We start from the raw sequence: 19,171 nt of genomic DNA on the forward strand, positions 1-19,171 counted from the left end.
CCCCACCGGTCATCGAGTGTGCGAGGAGCCGTCGGTTGTACACACCAGCAAACATTCGGGGACTGACTCTCTTCGATCCGTTGTGTCCAGTCCATCGATGTTCCCGTTCATCCCGCTCTCTGCAAGTCCATAGCCCGTGATCAATCTCAAATGTAATGCTGATCGGAGGTCACTCGAAGCTGTGTATTTCACTGTTTAAACGGTCGCTCCCCTACTGTTATTTCGCTACGTGATTATGATACTGTATGCGAGAAATTCAGACAACCGACGCACCGGAGAGTATTGGCCCATTCTCACAGGGAATCGTTCAGGAGAACACGATCTACGTCTCTGGTCAAGGCCCAATTGACCCAGACACGGGAGAGATCATTGGAGCGTCCCCGGGAGAACAGACGCGACAGACCCTCGAAAACGTTGAAGCAATTTTGAAAGCAGCTGGGGCTTCGCTTGCTGATGTGGTAAAAACAACCGTATTTATAAATGATATGCGATATTATGACGAAGTCAACGAAGTTTATGCCGAACGACTTTCGGAGCCGTATCCGGCTCGAAGCGCGGTCGAAGTAGTGAAACTACCGGTCGATATCGACGTAGAGATCGAGGTGACTGCAGCCGTTCCCGATCATCAGCTCGAATAAACCTCGTACTACGTACAGTACCTACTCGTCGTCGATACCAAGCACAACACCGACAGTTTCTCCAGTGTCTGTGTTCGGAAGTTCTTCTTCGACACGAAGAAGCGTGACACCGTTCTGGGTATCGAGTACCCTCGCTGGATAGCGTCGCTCCTGAATGGTTGATTCGAGACGATCGAGTCGGTCGAGGATCTGTTCGAGCGATGCGTCCTCTGTTACTGATTTTCCATCTCTCCTTGACTCAACATCAGACGCTTCGTGTATCGCAGACGTTGTCTGTTCCTGTGGTTGTGAATGTGAATGTGTGGTCGTTTGAGATCCTGTTGTCTGAGACGGTGAGTGTGTTGCTGAGAGTGTTGGAGCGCGCTGTATGACTGCTTCAATATCCAACCCCTCTGCTTCGAGGTCGACATCTGGGCGACGGTCCATTGATGGGAACAATAGTCCACCGTCTGCCTCTTCAAGTCCGTCTCCCATATACCGAGAGGTGTTCGTAGAGGATTGTTCGACGCGTTGCCGAGTCATCGTAGAGACCCACGGTGGAGGTGTCCATCCTCGTTCATCGAGAAGCGTATGCCGCGTCTGATCGTCCGTAACCCAGACGTAGCTTGCAAATTTGTCTTTGTATCTATCAGCTGCAGGACCTTTCTGATGCAAGATAACCACGTGCATCGGCGTCAGTTGATCGACGAGTGCATCTATCTTTTCGCGTGACGGATGGTTGCTCAGGAACTCGTCGTGAACAGTACAGCCAGCAGTCCGGATTGGAGAGTTGGTTCCAGAAAGTACCTGAACGAGTGTTGCACCGGGATCGTCGTCGATAGTTGCAAACAACCGGTCTGCGCTCTTGGGGCCTTCACGGGACGGCACTTCTGGTCCAGCAATTGTGATACACCCTGAGTCAAGAATCGTCGTCGGATCGGTAAACTCCTGATGGGTACTGACTGAAGGGATATCGTAGTTGAGTCTATCTGCTAGTGTCGCAGCGTGACCGACGAGTCTGATTGGCACGCTGATATCGAGTTGTACGTTGGCATGTCCGAGAAGATACGCGAGGTGGAGTCCGGTTAGTCCGCTGGCAGTCGCAAGCACTGTCGATCCCGCTAGCGCTCTGTCGATAAGCCGTGCGACTGTTTCCGTCAGTTTCGTCTCGACATCCGCATTCGACGCTGCATTCAGCAAGAGCACATCGATGTCGATGGGAAGGTCAGGTTCGAATCCAGGATAGCCAGCCGCTCGTCGCATTGTAAAATCGCCCGTCGCAAGAATTGTCCGTTGTTCGTCGTCATCATCCACTGATAGCAAGACTCCTGCCGCTCCGGGTGTATGGCCCGCCGGAACGGGACGAACGCGCAGCCCGTTGACTATCGTCGTCCAGCCGTCAATAGGAGATAACCGATCGAGAACCGTCTCGGTTGACTCTTGATCATCAAAATCATTTCCCGCAGCAATCGCGTCTTCGAGAATGGCAGCAGTATCGGGAGCGGCATAGATTGGTGCGCCATCACGTAGATTTTCATCAAGTGTTTTGTAGTGGTCGAGGTGAGCGTGCGTCAAACAAATTGCAGTGAGATACTCTTCCTCATCTTCGTCGAGTAAATTGTCGATAGCAACTCCCTCGCCAGTGTCGATTAAGACACATACTGTCTGATCCGGTAAGAGACCGTCAATACGAAGAACAACCGATTCGCGTCCGGTGAATGGATTTGCATGCTGATAACTGATGTGCATATCTAAGTTGGGTGGTATAGGCGTCTACGCTAGCGCCTATGAGAAAGTTTCTCCTTCGTCTTTTTGATAACATACGATTGAAATTTTCACACGATAGTTACTAGGGAGATCTAATTGATATGTATGTTGTTGATATAGTTTATTAAACAGTATGTTTACTATTTTCATGGCTGTTCTGCATGTGGTCGGACGTTTAGTGGGTATGAATAACAATGACCGTGTATGGTTGCAGAATATCAATAAGGTAACTGTTTCAATCGTGGCGAAGGTGACATCTGTAATGAGATAAGGCAGATGTGACAATGAACCAACTTCTTAATGGTGGTTCTATGAGTAACAGTATGGACGATTCGTGCCATTATCTCGATCTGTTACATTAAACGAGTAGTGAGATAATATACAACAATTTTAATTAATGATTATGGCTATTATATTGGTATTATATTGAAGTATGTTATTCTAATCTCTGAAATATCATAACAGATAAATATGGTTGATAGAGAATGACTATATTGCGCCATCTATCCGGATAAAATTCTAACTAAATACTGTGGGGTTATACAAGGTGTCCAAATCCATATTAAATCATTTCTTGGACTGACGTCTTTTACTCTGAGAAACCGGTATAGATACCAATTGCTTCTATTTAGATAATGGAAAACGACATTCTGGCAGAACTGATAAATAACAAACCAATTATATATTGTATAAATCCATAAAATTGTGTCTCGTGTCGAGTATGGTGTGATTGGTGGTCATTGGAGGTCAAAAATAGTCGTATTTTCATGCTCTTACTCAAACTCTACTGATGAGTTGAAGTAGCAATCGAGGATGTCTGTATGAATCATTGATGATTGTGAAATGTTGTACCGAGCACATGTTGGGTTGAGATATGGTATTGTACACTTCAATCTATATGCTACTGCTGTAGTTGGTGTGCTAACTACACAAAGGGAGGCGTGGGATGAATTGAACACCTCCTATTGTTTCTACATCCTCAGTATGGACATTCGCATCCGTGGGTCGATGATCAATGTAACTTTCACATTTGATGTATCGTGGTGATAACTAACTCGTGATGGTCGAATTAACTAGTTTGACAGTGACGTCGGCTGGTTACAGCAGTACGAATGTAATGAGCACACCGTCGATAGATTATCCATCTCACACTGTAACATTACTTAGAATTATATAAAAATATATAATATTATGTCGGTTGTCATAGGATATTGCCACCCGACTCGCCATCAGTACATGCATTAATTTCGCTTCTGATGACCCAACCGATCTACGTATAGATAGTAATCAGATAATGAACTTTGTCACAACCAGTTCTATCGGATGATTAACCTTCCTTGTGTGCCATACGAATCAGAGGTCTTGCTTCGTTCTATTAGTATATATGTGCATTGCGGTTGAAATGTATCTATGACTGTCCAATGGTGGACAATATACAATCACTATTCTTTGATTTTCTTGAACTCTGTATGAATCCTTCGTCAACGGGACTGTTGTTTTAGATGGCTCGGCATACAACATTCTCGAATATAAGTAACAACACAACAGTTATTTTAGTCAGGTAAATTAGCTAATTAAAATATCTCTATAAAGTTTTAATATCATAAATAAATAAAATGTATAATAGTGCATGCTATTTTGGTGGAACTGGTTATTGATTAGTATAGAATAATACATTTTGTTAAACAATCTATAACACGGACCCAATATCAAAAAATATTATATTATTTATATTTTCATAGATGCTAGTTGGTTATTTCTTGCGCATTTAACGGAGTGCAACTTTCAACTAGTCACTCTCACAACTTGGCTCGTTCTGTGATTTTCTTGATCACATCGTGACCGCAATCGAATTCAGGACGTTCTCTCAACGACAATGACACAAGCAGTTCATTCCATGTAACCCAGTTGTTTGAGTCTGTCTGTGACTTGATCAGATCGATTCTGTTCACCCTTTTCACTCACAGCGATCGGCTCGCGGGTGTCCCACGACGGTTCGGTTTCAAAGACCGGGAGCACACTCCCTTGCATATCTGTAGGAATATCGCTTCCGACAGCAGCTAGTAGTGTTGGTGCAATATCGAGGATACTGATCGATTCGATCTCGCCGCGGTCGTCGAAGTCTGGGCCATTGGCGACGAAGATACCGTGGGGTGTGTTCTCTGCGGCCCACCGATCCGGTCCAGACTGGATGGTTCCACCTCCGATACCATCGTTGACGTGAACTCCGGGTCGTTGATCAACGACTACTTCGGGTCCTTCATCGACGAACGGACCTGTGTACGCGTCTTCACCGTGATGAATCGAGGTGAACAGTTTCCCTGTCGAATCCGAGACGCCACGGAGATCATCGATAAGTTCCTCGCGCACTGTCTCGACATCGAACACAGGATTCAGGTAGATCGGTCCTTGTGCGCTCGCGACTGCCTTTGTCTCGTCGAGGTTGATTGCTTCAAGCTTCCGTCCACGTTTGATCCCTGCACTCTGTGGAATTAGTTGCTGGAGTCGCTCGGGAACAGTCCGTGCCAGTAAATCAACCACACCAGCGCGCTTTGCTAACTGGAGGACGTTTTCTCGGTTGAGTCCAAGCGGTCGGAGGAAGTCTTCAACGGTTCGCTGGCGTGCCTGATATCCATTCTCGGCGAGCCATTCGTTGATGTAAAACTCCGTTGTCGTCGGAGCACTCCCATGGTCTGACATGAGAATGAGGTTGGTATCTTCGAGTTCGGATAGTCGACCGATCCATTCATCGACGAGCTGCCACGCTTGCTGTGTTGGTTCTTCATCCCAGAAAAAATGATGGAGAACGTTGAGATAAAACAGCGTCACGTGCATGAAGTCGAGTTCTTCTCGCTCGAAGAGATCGAGTGCCACTTCAAACCGCGATTCGAGTATCGAGAGAATCGCCTCGACCTCCGCACCGCGCTCGTCGTTCGATGAGATGAGTGGCTCTGGATGGACGCGGTAACTGAATTCGTTATTGAGATACGTCGCTATGTCTTCGGGATACGTGTAGCCGGTGTCGATCGATCGATACTCCCCTTCGACTGTAGCAGGACCACCACACACAAGGACCCCATCGAGTTCACGCGGTGGAAACATCGTTGGCATATTGACGACCCCGGTCGAAAATCCGTCAGTGTTGAGATAGTCCCACAACTCAGCAGTCCGAAAATCTTCGCTGTTTGTTGTCGTGATCTCTCCCTCTTCAAGGTCAACGCGCTCGAACCAAAACACACCGAATCCGCCTGGATCCTTTCCCGACGAGTAGCATTTCCAGTTCGGGAAGGTGACCGGTGGGAGACAGCTTTTGTGTTCGGCCCATACGCCAGAATCTCGAAGCGACGCAATATTCGGGAGTTCTCCCTCCTCGATCCACGGATCGAGGAGTCGCCAACTCGCCCCGTCTAGGCCGACGACGAACGTCCGTGTCATACCCTGAGCGACTGGCTACCCGGTCATAGCCCTTGTCTTTCTATCCAGCCATCATAACTACATAAACAGTATACAGTTACACTCGCTTCGTACATGTACTGTTGTATGACAACAGCACGCTTCAGTTCATTTCTCTCCGGTGGCAAGCCCTGAAAGATCGATCCGGGTCACTGGATACCAGCCAGCAAGAGAGGGTAGATAGACTCCGAGGAATCGATCGACGAGAATTACTGGTGTAATAATTGCTGCTGGAATTCCAAGAGCTGTGAAAACGAGTGTCGCTGATGCTTCTGCGACGCCGATTCCCCCTGGTGTCAGCGGTAGCAACGTCACGCTGTAGGCAGTCACCAGTACCACTGGCAACAATAGCGGCGAGAACTCTACGTCGAGCGCGGTCAACAACACCCACGCCCTGAGCCCCGGAAAAAGCATTCTCGACGCAATCCACCCAGCTGTGTACAACGAAACGACGCGATAATTCGACAGCAGGTTTTTGAAGGTGTCTGCAACCCCTTCGCTGAAGGTTGGGAGCTTCCCCATGAACGCTCCGATCGCCGTCTCGATGAACGGGATTCGTCCGAATAGCTCCCGTGCTCGAACAGCAACGGCTGCCATGCCGTCCAGTCGTTGGGCTGCAACAATCGTGAGGAACCCCACTACAAGATACAGCGCGGTGGAGCCGCCGAGAACAGCGATCAGTCCCGGTGAGAACACGTGAGCAAAGAGCACGAGTCCGAGTAGCGCGATGAGGCCGTTGAGAATGGCGTACAACGCTGTGTGCAATCCGGCGACCGTTACGACCTCACTCCAATCGTACTGTGTGTAGTGGCGGAGGACGACTGGCGCAATCGATCGTCCTGAGATGCGCGACGGAAGAATTTGGTTGACAAAGTTGATGATCAAGGTCGAGCGCGCCGCAATCGAAAACGGTGTCGACCGGAGCCCGTTGAGCAAGACGTGCCACATCGAAAACCGAAAGAGTGTCTCGGCCACGGTCGCTGCGAGAATCACAACAATAGTTATATAATCCAACTTATCCATCAAACCGATGACGCGACCCCATTCAGCTTGTCGAACGAGCCACACGAGGGCAGCGATACCGATCGCGTACTGGACGATCTTGAGCGCCCACCGATAGCTCCGTTTCATCGAATCGTCACCAGATCGTGGTCGCGCCTCATTCGTTCCCCGAATACATGATACTGGCGGGCCGATCGTTGGACGATCCGACGGGCTAAATTGTGTCGTTGCCGGGGAATCATTCGATGGTCAAACGAGAGAGTGACGACTCATAGGGATTTCGAGGTTGCGATGGGTAACGTGTGTATCCTCTTTTCGAGAAAAATCATTTGTCCCGTAACGACTGAGATTACGGCTCGCGGAGTGCGTTCTGAACGTGGAGAGGACAAGACGATGTTCTATTCGAACGTCTGGTCGAGAAGGCGGGTCGCTTTCGATTTGATATCGAGATAGCGTTTGACCATAATGACCGTGCTTTCGGATTTTCGACCGATCTGCTCGGGAATCGTACCGAAGATGAGCTGTTGGAGCGGTCCCGCCCGTGTCGCACCAACGATCGTCAGATCGTAATCTTTGGACTCATCGACGAGTGTATCCACGACACTCTTTCCTTCGATGAGATGGTGTTCTGCAGGGGTATCCGTGATTGTCGCAGTGGTCGATTCGAGGCGCTCGCGGGCATCGTCGCGGTCCTGTTTAGTCATCTCAGGTTTGACGACGCGAACCACATCGATTCGTGTATTGCTCGGACGGGCAATCGATTGAGCGACCTCAGCGGCGAATTCGGAGTGAGGACCTCCCGCAGCTGGTAGCAGGATCGAATCGATCGTTTCTCCTCCTTCCGAACGGATCCGCTCGACGAGAACGTCACAATCAGCATCCTCGACGACCGTATCGACAATACTCCCAAGAATGGCTTCGCGGCGGGATGACTGACCGCTCCAGCCCATCAGGACGGCGTCAGCCTCGTACTGTTCGATCGTGTTCAAAATCGCATCATCGATGTGGTGTCCAATGCGAACCGTACCGCTGATCGGAACATCTTGCACTGTCGTATTGGGTTCTTCAGCGAGATCGTTTAATCCGCTGGCTTCCGTTTCGGTCTCAGCTTCCGTTCCGCCACCGTCGGTGAGTGCCATCGCACGCCGCAGCACCTCTCGTTGTTCATCAACGTACTGGTAGCCTTCCTCAAGCGGCGTCTGTTCGGGAAGATCCACGACCGACATGACGAGCACTTCGCCGTTCCGATCCCGGGCGATGTCGAGCGCAGTGCTCATCATCTGCTCGACGTGATCCGGATTGGCGATTGGAACCACGAGTTGATAGTCGCGTTCGTGACCGGACGGGTTGCGTTCTGCGACGACGGTTGGTGTCTCGCGCTCGATCTCCTGAACCGGACGGGAACGCGATTTCCACGCGAACCAGAAGGCAACACCAATGACTTCTGCAACGAGACCGAGGATGAGGCTCGACTGTTCGACGTTTGCGAGCAGCGCAAAGTTCGCCAACACTGCAATGATTGGAACCCACGGAACGAACGGAACTTCAAACGCGCGTTCGATGTCTGGGAACTTCCGCCGTGACTGGATGATAGCGAGGTTCACGAAGATCAGACCACCAAGCAGCATGAAATCAGCAAAGTGAGCGATGGATTCGATTCCGAGATGGAGTCCGAAGGGTCCAGTCACCTTGCCCTCTGCTGTTGGGCCACCACCGAAGAGCACGGTAAAGAAAAGGATGTAGAGAAGAATGAATCCGCCAGTGAGCAACACCGACTTATACGGTGTGTTCAGTGTCGGGTGAAGGTCTTCGAACTGTTGAGGGAGGTGGTTGCGTCGGCTCATCGCCAGCTTCACGCGTGAGCCTGCGAGAATAGTCGCGTTTGCGGCCGACAGCATCGAAAAGAGTGCACCGACGATGATCACGTAGAACCCGAATCCACCGAGATAGTACTGTGCGGCCAGCGCCATCGCCACTTCGGCGTTCGCTTCGATGTACCCCTCGACCCCTGCCGGTGCGCCGATTCTGCCCATCTCGATAAGAGATTCAATGAAGCCATTGTTGTTGATGGCAAAAACGATCACGAGAACGACGAGCGCGTACACCACTGTCACAAAACCCATACTGAAGAAAATCGCACGGGGGATGGTGCGTCCCGGCTCTTTAATCTCCTCTGCGTTCGTGGCGATCGCCTCGAATCCAAAGAAGGTGATGAACACGAGCGCGCTCGTAAGGAAGAGCGAATCGAAATTCGTGGCGTTTTCTGCGAACGACGTTGCGGCCACCGAAGCATCGAACGCCTGAAATCCTCCGTAGAGGAAGAGAATGATGAGACCCACTTTCAGTGCCGTAACGATGATCTGAAAGAGGCCAGTCTCCTCGGTCCCCTTGAGATTCACAGCGAGAAGGAGCCCAAGGACGAGAAGCCCCGCTACCCAGAATGGGATAGCTTTCGGAATCGACAGCGCGGGATACAGAAAGCGATAGAACCAATCGGAGAAAGATGCGAGATAGAAGGCGGCACTCGCGGGATAGCCGAGAATCATCGACCAGCCCACGATATACGTTAGATCACTGTCGAACGTATTTGCCACATACATGTACCCACCGCCACTCTCGGGATAGATCGCGGCGAATTCGGCGTAGGCAAAGGCTGTGAAGCTGGCAACGATCGCTGCGATGAGAAACGACCCAATCGCCATCGCGCCAACGTTGCTCACTGCAAGTCCAGAGAGAACGAAGATGCCAGCTGCAATCATCGTCCCGACGCCCAGAGCGACCGCACCAACAATGCCAATATCGCGGTCAAGTTCCGATTCGATATCGGACCCTCCTACTGCGTCAGTCTCTGCGACTTTGTCACCCATTGGGGGTACGATGGCCGATAGGATGAAAAGCTTTCACATGTCGTTCTCCTTCCGATCACGATTGCCTGCCGGTATTATACGTCGCTGAGCGGTATAACCGCCGGTACGCTGCTGATTCAGAAAACAGGTGCACTCGTGGCAATCTGTAGTGTGTCATAAATCGCAAGATGTATTCGATAGAGCGGACGGTAGTAGAGGCAATGGATGATATCGTTCTCGTGACTGCTGATTCGGTTCGGTATGATCACGTCGATGAGATGGAATTCATCTCGTCTTTGGGTCCACGTACTGGTATTACCGCCGCTCACTACACTCGTCCGAGCCTAGCGGGGTTGCTCTCTTCGAGCTTGGTCTCTGCCCTTCAGTCGAAGATCACTGGGCCGTCTATTGCGTCGGTAGCAGCGGAGCACGGATACACTTGCATCGGGTTAGCACCGACACCACAAACTGACCCGGCCTTCGGATTCGATTCCGGATTCGACGAGTACGAGACGTTTAGCGAAGGCGGGGGTGAAAACCCGTTCAAGAACAGACGAAGCCGCATCCGCGAATCGCTCGGCAGAATTAACTCTGTCCGTCGACTCTACCGCCGTCTCGTTCCGATGGAGGCTGTTCTCTCGTCGCTCCCAACTGACGAAGAGATCATCGACATGGCCATCGAACGGTTCAACGATGCTCCTGCGCCGCGATTCCTCTGGGTTCACCTGATGGAGAGCCATCGACCGTACGGCACTGGTTCAGAGGCCCTCCCAAAAGAACTTGATCGGAAAGCAGGCGCGGCTGGTAACACTGGGCTGCTCGGATCGAAATCGGTCAGTGAGTCGGAGATCGAACAGATCAAGGGAACGTATCGAGACGCACTCAGTCGTGTAGACGGGCAGATCGAACGGCTGCTCGCCGAGATTAACGCGGATCCGACATTCGTGTTTACGTCCGACCACGGCGACGAATTCGGCGAAGATGGATATTTCTATCATCAAGGATTTCGTCGGCGAGTCGTCGATCGGCTGATTGAAGTTCCCGTCGTCATGGACGGTGTTGATCTTGAGACAGAGCCGGAAGCGAAGCCGGAGCCGAACCGATTCAGCGTACTCGATATTGCTCCAACCCTGATCGAAAGCGCTGGTATGGAAGTACCGGACCAATGGCACGGGACACCCCTCGCCGATGGTGGTTCAGAGACGATGATAACGGTTGCTCCGTGGCACGAAAAGGCGACGATCGCTGTTCAAGACGAAACGAAGAAACTGGTCGCTCGAGATGCAAACGTTTCACTCGAAAGCGGCGAGAATCGAACTGAGACGAGTCGTGCCGAGGTCTCCGATGAGCTGGAACAACGCTTGCGCGATCTCGGATACACGGATGCAGGGTGAACCACACTACAGACAGACTGACACCACTGACAGACTGCGACGCTGGCGCAAATAAATCTGTCTCCTATCTCACAGTGAATTCATCGGAACAAACGTAAAGCGCTCTGAGAGGATCCTTTCGACCGCGTTTTGAAGCCACTCTCCCGTGCGCCAATAGACGCGGCGTGGAACACCATCGACGCGTGGAAGATCAACCAACTCCCACGGATGGATATAGAGAATCGGAACGATCCCACGTCGAGCGAGCAGCTTCATTCCGAGTATCGTGTATTTGACGCCGAAAAATCGGAGCCACGTCCCCGTCAACGGCAACCGAAGCCCCGGCATAACCGCAACCGGAAGCTCTGTGACGGTTGACGGTGCACCCTCGACGAATCGAGATGCTGGTGCGGGCTCCTGGACTGTGTGCTCGCCCCCATACCACCCGGGAATCGAACGGCACGGCACGATGCTCGAATCGTACTCGTATCCAGCAGCCGCAAGCTCAGTAAAATGGTCCGTGGTGATGTCGAACGACGGTGCACGAAATCCCGTGACTGGCGAGTCGGCAACTCGTTCGAGCGTCTCGCGGGATGTGCGAAGCTCATCGCGGCGTTCGGCTGTATCTATCTCTGATAGATGGACGTGTCGATGTGTGTGTGACCCGATCTCGTGCCCAGCATCGACGATACGGGTGATGATCTCCGGATGGCGCTCGGCAATATCCGAAACGACAAAAAACGTTCCTACAGCGTCGTACGCATCGTAACGATCGAGCAGCACCTCGATAGCCGATAGACCAACATCGGTATCAGACCCAGCAAGTGATCCGTGTGCATTCCGATAAGCGGGAATGTGTGAGAAACACTCTACATCAACAGAGAGAACAGCAGTAGGGCGTACCATCGCGTGATCGATACCATGAGGACGCTCTCTGTCTCTATGTAGCTTTGGCTCTCAATCAGTACACATATTGGTTTATATTTCGAAATTATATAATAGTATTACTACACAAAAAACGCATGGAGAATGTTCAGGAAAGTAAAATGAATACCACAACGCATATACTATCTCGCCCAAACGTCGGGAACAGCGAACAATATGATTTCGCCTCCGGAATCAATCATCAACATACCACTACTCGATCCAGCAGCACTCGCCGGTTCTGGGCTGGACAGTCCAGAACTCACGGGTCTATTGATACTCCTTGCAATTGGGATTGCCCTCTGGGGATTCGAACGATACCGTACGAAGTTCTCGAAAGGTGAATTTATCGTCGCGCTACTGCTTTCGGCCGGTGTTTTCGTCATCGGTGTCTTTCCCGATGTATTCGACCTACTTGGTTCGGCATTGAAAATCGATCGACGACCGCTGACGATCTCCTTGGTCGTGAATATAGCCATGGTCTTCCTCCTTTTGCATCTGCTCGCTCGAACGCGTGCGAACCAACTGTCAATGGCCGAACTCACCAGAAACTTGGCCATCGAGCAGGCGTCTGATGTCGATGAGGAGAACGAGCCGACAGTGTGTATCGTCATCCCGGCGTACAACGAAGCAGAGAGTATCAAAGGCGTTGTCGATGCACTTCCTGACTCGATCCACGGCCACACGCTTATGCCCCTTGTCGTCTCCGATGGATCGACCGACTCGACCGTTGCGCGGATCGAACCGACCGAAGCAATGGTTGTCAACCATCCGATCAATCAGGGTCAGGGTGGTGCTATCAGGACTGGCTTTGCAATCGCCCAACAGAACGACGCAGACATCGTTGTGACGATGGACGCAGACGGTCAACATCCAGCTGATCAACTCGATGATCTGCTCGAACCAATCGTCAACGATGAGGCGGATTATGTCATCGGCTCTCGATATACCGGTGTTGACGAGTCCCAAAACGGCGTTGCACGACAAACCGGGATTCGAGTCTTTACAGTTCTGATCAATGCGATGACGAAAGCAGGAATCACCGACTGTACGAATGGGTTTCGAGCGATCCGGTGTTCAATGCTCGGTGATATGACGCTATCCGAAGAACGATTCAGTGCTCCCGAACTCCTCATTGAGGCCCGGAAAAACGGACTCAGAATCACCGAGGTACCCATCACGATCGCTCAACGAGAGGCCGGACAGACCAAGAAACCAAAGCTCGGATACGCGCTTGGCCTTACCCGAACAATCCTCGTCACGTGGATCCGGTAACGTCTACTATTCATTATATCGTTGCTGTAGAACGATTCGATCCGTTCAGGTCTCGATCTCGCCCCGGATTATATGAGCGGATTTTTATTTCTCCTCGTTTGAGGTGAGGTATGCGTATGCGGTCGATTGTGTACCGACTGTTTTGTCGTGTGAAACGACGGCTTGTAAGCGATTTTGAAGCCGATCCATATCTCCTGTACATTCTCCTGTTGACTGGAGTGTTAGCCGGCTTCTGGTTCTGGCATCTGATACCAAACTTTGCAACTCGTGATGAACACGCCCGTCTCCTCGATGTGCTCCCGATGATCGGAGCACTTGTTGTGGATCCGGGAATCGAATCCCTCCGGCAAGGAGTAACACAAGGTCGAATGTACGGAGCGACGTTCTATCTGAATGCACTCGCGCTCATACCTGCCGTTTTGTTCGCCATCATAACGGGGAAGCTCGCGATCTTTGCTCCGTTCTATCGTCCGTATAAATCGACCAACATATGGGCTATCGACACTGATCTGTGGCATCTGTGGCATGATACCCCGCAGTGGCTCTGGACTTCGAGTCTTCTCACTCTCCGCCTTTTTAGTGTACTCTTTGCAGTCGGCTGTGTGTATCTCACCTACCGCATCGGGACCACACTCCGTGATCGAGCAACCGGACGGCTGGCGGGAACTCTGTTAGCGCTCACTTTTGGCTTCGTCGTCACGGCACACGAAGCCGGCGAGGACATCCCGATGCTATTCTTCTTACTACTTGTCATCTATCTCGCGCTCCGATATCTCCAATCAGGAAACGAAACCAATCTTCTCATTGGCTGTGTGGTCGGTGGATTTGCTATTGCGTTCAAGCTCACGGCTGTTGTTGGCGTGCTGGGTCTTGGGACGGCGTATCTCCTCCGCGCACGTAGAACTGGGACAGACTGGTATACGGCAATTGCTCGACCGCGTCTCATTATCACCGGATTGATTCTCGGCATCGGTGCGGTCGTCTTCGGATATCCGTCTATTCTCCTGTCCGGTCCAGACGCGCTCGCAGATCGAATTTTCAGAGGCGTGTCGAACAAGGGGACGGTAACGGGCGGACGGACTGCTTCGGCGGGGTGGTGGTTTCTTCGAGGATATCTCAATGGTCTCGGGCTTCCGCTGTTCCTCGCTGCAATCGGGGGCGTTTTAGCGAGCATCTCACAACTGCGAAACCAATCGAGAGAGACAGAAGGTATCGCAGTCGTACTGATCGTTTTTGGTAGTTGTGTGTTCATGCTCTCGTGGTGGGAGTACATACGGGTTCATCACCTCCTCCCAACGTTCCCGCTCGTCATGCTCCTCATCTCGATGGCTTTGTTGCGTCTTCGTGATCACAAACCGACGATAGCGCGCACGTTGGTCGTTGTTCTGCTCGTATCGAGCGGTTTGTATACTGGCTACGGCGACGTTGCCTACGCGACACAGCCGCGAGACGAAGCAACACAGTGGCTGTCGACACACGCTCCCGACGACGCGACAGTGGAAGTGTACGTAGAAGATCCCCAAGACGCGGCGGTTCCACACGGAATGCGTACCAGTCATTATGGGCACAGAGAAGACAGCGGTGCGCAAATTCCCCGGTCCCGGCCATCGGTCACTGAATGGATGCGCGCGCTACCAGAACGATGTCCCGAGTACGTCGAACTCACTCACGAGGATCTCCTCTATCTTGCTCCGAACAGTTCGAGTGCTCGGTCGTGGCAGTACTACAAACACCCCCAACGATCAGCGTACATTAGGCAACTCGTGAACAGCCCCACAGACCAATACGAGGTTGCAGCCGAATTTGGACCACGTCCTTCGTTTTTCGAAGCCCAACCTCGCTTTCGTCAGCGTTTACCGGAATTCGTCCGAGTTGGGTTGATTCCACGAACAATACAGTACGGAGACGAGCAAGATCTTGGCCCCGAGCAGTACGTTCTCATCCTCGAACGAACCGGCCACTGTCCCCGACCCGATACAGCAACCGCACGAGCAACCGGCATACGATAATTCGACACTGAAACGAAGCTCAATCGACTGAGGCCCTTTTTCTCTGAACGCTAGAACGTAACTGCTCTCGATTACACTGAGTAGTTTCATATGTTGCCCAGCTCAACCGATGAGACATATGTCTAACACGTTTAATATGGGTAGGATTTAACCGTAATGAGATCGATCGCATTATCGATAGGGGAAAGTAGTCGATGAGAGATGACAGCTCTGTATCTGATGTAGCACGGCGGACGCTTTTGAAGGCGACAGCTGGGTCGCTCGGTATAGCCGCTTTCGGGCAGGTGGAGGCACAGGCTCCCGATGAAGAACGAACCACTCCCAGCAACAGTGCTCGTGATGCACTGTCGAGCGATACATCGCGTGAAAATGCTGCTGAGTGGGCTTCAAACGCACTCTGGACAGCCACTGGGACTGCGACCGAATTTCCGGGTCAGGTCGTCTTTCCGCGATATTCACATCTCGCTGTTACTGCTATGAACCAGGCAGGTCTGTCAGGACACATTGGACCACGGGATGCAGCACTCGCAGCCTCACGCTTACAAGACAAGGAAACTGGCGGCTTTCACCGACAAGAGGGTGATTTCCTGGGTCCGTGGACCACCGCTACGTACCACGCTGTCTCACTGGCTCAGATGTTCGATATTTCGATCGACGAATCCGCCGCAACTGAATTTCTCCTCGACCATCAGAACGATTCTGGTGGTTTTATTCCCCGAAGTGGTTTCCTCGGTGGAAAAACGATCAGCACCTTAGCGGCCACGTACAAGTCGACGGCTGCTCTTGGTCAATTGAATGCAGTTACCCAATCGATCCGTGATCGGATCGTCAATTTCGTCCAGTCTGCCCAACACACTGACGGAGGGTGGGCGGCAACTCCTCACTCAAACAGTTCCACCGTCGCGGGTACGTACCACGCAATCAACACGCTGTTGTCTTTGAACGCGCTGGATGCCAAAACCAAGCGAAAAGCTGGTAGTTTTCTCCTTTCACTCCAACAGCCACGAGGAGGTTTCAGAGGGACACTCAAGCCGACGGACTGCTCTTCGCCCATCTGCCGTCGTCGTCCAGAAGTAACGACACGCAACACCGCTCAGGCTCTTTTAACGCTTTCAAAGCTCGGAGATGCGAATCCGTTGCAGTCGGCTATGGAACGGTTGCACGTGGACTGGTTGGTAGACAGACAGCTACTCAGTCCGGCGGACGAGCGGTTTCACGGTAGCTTTGAAACGTACCGGGATCGGACTGCCCCGATCACCCACTATCTCCTGAACACGGCGTTCGCAATGAATGCGCTCCGTTCGGTCGATACGCTCGATCACATCGACCAGCAGTCAGCGGGTGCGTTTATCGCGGCTTGCCAGCATCCGGGATCGGATGGCTTCGCTTCGTGGCCAAGTAGTCTTTCATCGCTGAGAGACACAGAAGCAGCGGTTCGTGCCCTTGATCAGTCGGGCGCAATCGAACGCTTTCCGCGAGACAGCCTCGCTCGAACGCTTTCCGGCCAGCAGCGCTCCGATGGATCCATCGCACAACTCGATTGGGACAACGAACCAACAGTCAAGCAAACTGCTCTGGCCGTGCTCGCCGCTGCTCAGGTTAATCGGACCAACGCCATCGACCGTGCATCTGCACTCTCATTCATCGCCGATCACCAGCATCAGACAGGAGGATTCACAAACACCAGTACGCCCAGATCGGAAACCAGTGATGGGGGTGGGGATGATCCCTCTCTCCAGACCACTTGGCTTGCAGTCCGTGCAGTGTCTGCCATGAATGGGCTCACTCGTATCGATCGGAGAAAAGTCTCTGAGTATCTCGCCGGGCTGCAAGGCGACGATGGCCAGATCTCTCCGGAACAGCCCACGAGTCTCACCGCTGTGCGTGACACTCGGTATGCGATGGAGATACTCACAACGATCGGTCGTCTATCAGTAGTGGATCTGAACAGGGCGATCTCGTACTTGGCCAGTCGTCAGCGGAGAGATGGCACGTATGAGAACGAAAACGAGGCCGTTCACGTAACTACCGGGCTTGCCGCAGCCGATGCACTTTCTGAGATTGATCTGTCGAAGACACAACAGTATCTACAGACGAAACAATTGCCAAGTGGTGGGTTCGCCAAGAAAGGCTTTTACAGCAGTGCTACTGCTATGCAGCGCCACGCCGATGTGGTCGAAGCACTTTCTGTCTTGCGTGCACAGTAGAATTACCTGCTCTCCACAAGAGGACGAACTGTTGTTTATGTCACTATATAGAGCGAACGAGAGGAGAGGCAGAGACTGGGGGCGGATGGGTGATTGGTTGATAACGTGGTTCTGGAACCCAGTATCTTAGTTTGAGACGATGAACTGTCCAGCGATCTTTGTGACCTCTTTCATGGATTTTGCCTCGTCGAAGCCCTTCGGAAACGGAAGGTCGCCGTTGAGTTCGTTGAGGAAGCCTGCGTGGCGAGCCTCAACGCTCTGGATCGATGCCGCCGCCTCGAAGACCGTGTCATTTGAGACGGTCGGGCCAGCACCCAAGTACGCCGCGACGCCGGTGTTTTCGAGCGCTTGTGCAACACCGAGGAATTCGCTTGCAGTCTCGTAGCCGAAGTCGTACTCGGCCTCTTCGACGGGGGTCCCGTCGAGTTTCTTGACGGTCTTCGTGATGGCGTCGACGTGGGCCTTCTCGTGATCACGGATCTCAGCGAGATCTGACTTGAGGCCGTCTGTGACCTCACCGTCACCGAATCGACAGAGTACTGCGTTTTCGAGTTCGGAATCGCTGAACTCTTTGAGCCCGTCGCGGTAGAAGGCGTATTCGAGGTGCTCAAGCGTCAGCGCGTAGTTCAGAACGTCGAGATCGCTCGTGCCATCATCCTGTTTTCGCTCTGGCTTTCCACTGTCGCTGTTTTGCTTTGCGTTCTCTTTCTTCTGTTTTTCCTTTGTAGATGTAATGAACTGCCCGGCGATCTTGAGGACTTCCTCCATCGATTTTGCTTCGTCGAACGCCTTCGGGAACGGTGAGGTGGAATTGACGAGATTGAGGAAGCTCGCGTGGCGAGCCTCGACGGTGTGGATCGAGAGCGCTGCCGAGAGAACCTTGTTGCTCATGATCATCGGGGCAGCGCCAGCATACGCCGAGACACCGGTGTTTTCGAGGGCTTTGCCGGTTGCGAGGAACTCGCTCGGCGTTTCGTAGCCGAAGTCGTACTCGGCCGCTGTGGCCGGGGTGCCGTCGAGTTTCTCGACCGTCTGTGCGATGGCGTCGACGTGGGCCTTCTCGTTGTCGCGGATTTCGGCGAGATACGCTGGCACTTCCATGCGCACCGTCTCGCTGAAGCTCTCGAGCGCGCTTGCGCCCATCAGCTCGTCGTGACCGAATTCCTTGAGGCCATCGCGGTAGAAGGCGTATTCGAGGTGTTCGAGCGCCAGCGCGTAGTTCAGGATATCGACATCCGTGGGATCGGACATCTCCTTGGCCTGCTGCACCCCAGCTGCGTCAAGCAGCTGCAGCTGGTCGGCCAACGGAGTACTCTGTGTAGTGTCCGACGCACTGATAAGTCCTCCACTGGCACTGCCGAGCAACGCAGTGCTTCCGAGGGCTGCCACACCGGTGAGTACCCCTCGACGGGTTGTGGATCCGCGTGATCGGTTTGATTGCTCTGTACTAGAATTATCGGTCGTGTCTGCGTTCTTTCGGCTCATATACGTTAGGTTCCTGCGTGACCTCATCTGGAGCCACACAGAATTTCTATAAGAAAATACGCCGAGTTGTCACCCAAATTCGGCCCACTTATCCACCGATTTATCCCCAAAGAGCGGATTATAACGTCAAAAACAGCGTTTTAATGAATTATCGATATTGAATATATCACGTTGGCCATCGTCTGTTCTTGTTGGGTAGCCTCGAACTCGTGG

The 19,171-nt window shown here is 52.2% G+C and carries 11 protein-coding genes; 5 read left to right on the top strand and 6 right to left on the bottom strand.

Annotated features, from left to right (window positions below):
* Positions 1-245: 245 nt before the first annotated feature.
* The gene (locus tag MW898_RS03785; protein ID WP_248904680.1) at positions 246-638 is read left to right on the top strand and encodes a RidA family protein; all 393 of its coding nucleotides are present in this window, start codon (positions 246-248) and stop codon (positions 636-638) included.
* Positions 639-659: 21 nt separating this feature from the next.
* Here the strand turns inward: MW898_RS03785 and MW898_RS03790 are convergent, their stop codons facing one another.
* The 4 genes from MW898_RS03790 to MW898_RS03805 all read right to left on the bottom strand — a co-directional run bounded on the left by MW898_RS03790 (position 660) and on the right by MW898_RS03805 (position 9,706).
* The gene (locus tag MW898_RS03790) at positions 660-2,366 is read right to left on the bottom strand and encodes an MBL fold metallo-hydrolase (protein WP_248904681.1); all 1,707 of its coding nucleotides are present in this window, start codon (positions 2,364-2,366) and stop codon (positions 660-662) included.
* Between the two features lie 1,908 nt (positions 2,367-4,274).
* The gene (locus MW898_RS03795) at positions 4,275-5,819 is read right to left on the bottom strand and encodes an alkaline phosphatase family protein (RefSeq protein WP_248904682.1); all 1,545 of its coding nucleotides are present in this window, start codon (positions 5,817-5,819) and stop codon (positions 4,275-4,277) included.
* A gap of 126 nt (positions 5,820-5,945) precedes the next feature.
* Positions 5,946-6,968 (bottom strand): lysylphosphatidylglycerol synthase transmembrane domain-containing protein, encoded by a 1,023-nt coding sequence (locus MW898_RS03800; RefSeq protein ID WP_248904683.1) that lies wholly within the window; start codon positions 6,966-6,968, stop codon positions 5,946-5,948.
* Between the two features lie 269 nt (positions 6,969-7,237).
* Positions 7,238-9,706, bottom strand: a complete 2,469-nt coding sequence (locus MW898_RS03805) for an amino acid permease (protein WP_248904684.1) — start codon at positions 9,704-9,706, stop codon at positions 7,238-7,240.
* 200 nt (positions 9,707-9,906) lie between these two features.
* Here MW898_RS03805 and MW898_RS03810 point away from each other — a divergent pair, with 200 nt between their 5' ends.
* Complete coding sequence (locus MW898_RS03810; protein ID WP_248904686.1) at positions 9,907-11,079, top strand: sulfatase-like hydrolase/transferase; 1,173 nt, start codon at positions 9,907-9,909, stop codon at positions 11,077-11,079.
* Between the two features lie 69 nt (positions 11,080-11,148).
* Here MW898_RS03810 and MW898_RS03815 read toward each other — a convergent pair whose 3' ends face one another.
* Positions 11,149-11,964 carry a polysaccharide deacetylase family protein gene (locus MW898_RS03815; protein WP_248904688.1) on the bottom strand — a complete coding sequence of 272 codons (816 nt, stop codon included), beginning with the start codon at positions 11,962-11,964 and terminating at the stop codon, positions 11,149-11,151.
* 195 nt (positions 11,965-12,159) lie between these two features.
* Between MW898_RS03815 and MW898_RS03820 the strand changes: the two genes are divergently transcribed.
* The 3 genes from MW898_RS03820 (at position 12,160) to MW898_RS03830 (ending at position 17,473) form a co-directional block, all read left to right on the top strand.
* The gene (locus MW898_RS03820) at positions 12,160-13,257 is read left to right on the top strand and encodes a DUF2304 family protein (RefSeq protein WP_248904690.1); all 1,098 of its coding nucleotides are present in this window, start codon (positions 12,160-12,162) and stop codon (positions 13,255-13,257) included.
* Between the two features lie 116 nt (positions 13,258-13,373).
* Positions 13,374-15,266 carry an ArnT family glycosyltransferase gene (gene agl22, locus MW898_RS03825; RefSeq protein WP_248904692.1) on the top strand — a complete coding sequence of 631 codons (1,893 nt, stop codon included), beginning with the start codon at positions 13,374-13,376 and terminating at the stop codon, positions 15,264-15,266.
* Between the two features lie 194 nt (positions 15,267-15,460).
* Positions 15,461-17,473, top strand: coding sequence for a prenyltransferase/squalene oxidase repeat-containing protein (locus MW898_RS03830; protein WP_248904694.1), 2,013 nt, complete (start codon positions 15,461-15,463; stop codon positions 17,471-17,473).
* Between the two features lie 126 nt (positions 17,474-17,599).
* Here the strand turns inward: MW898_RS03830 and MW898_RS03835 are convergent, their stop codons facing one another.
* Positions 17,600-18,958: a ferritin-like domain-containing protein gene (locus MW898_RS03835; protein ID WP_248904696.1), complete on the bottom strand. Its 1,359-nt coding sequence runs from the start codon at positions 18,956-18,958 to the stop codon at positions 17,600-17,602.
* Between the last annotated feature and the right edge of the window lie 213 nt (positions 18,959-19,171).

Origin of the sequence: Halocatena marina (genome assembly GCF_023276375.1) — an archaeon.
Classification (GTDB): domain Archaea; phylum Halobacteriota; class Halobacteria; order Halobacteriales; family Haloarculaceae; genus Halocatena; species Halocatena marina.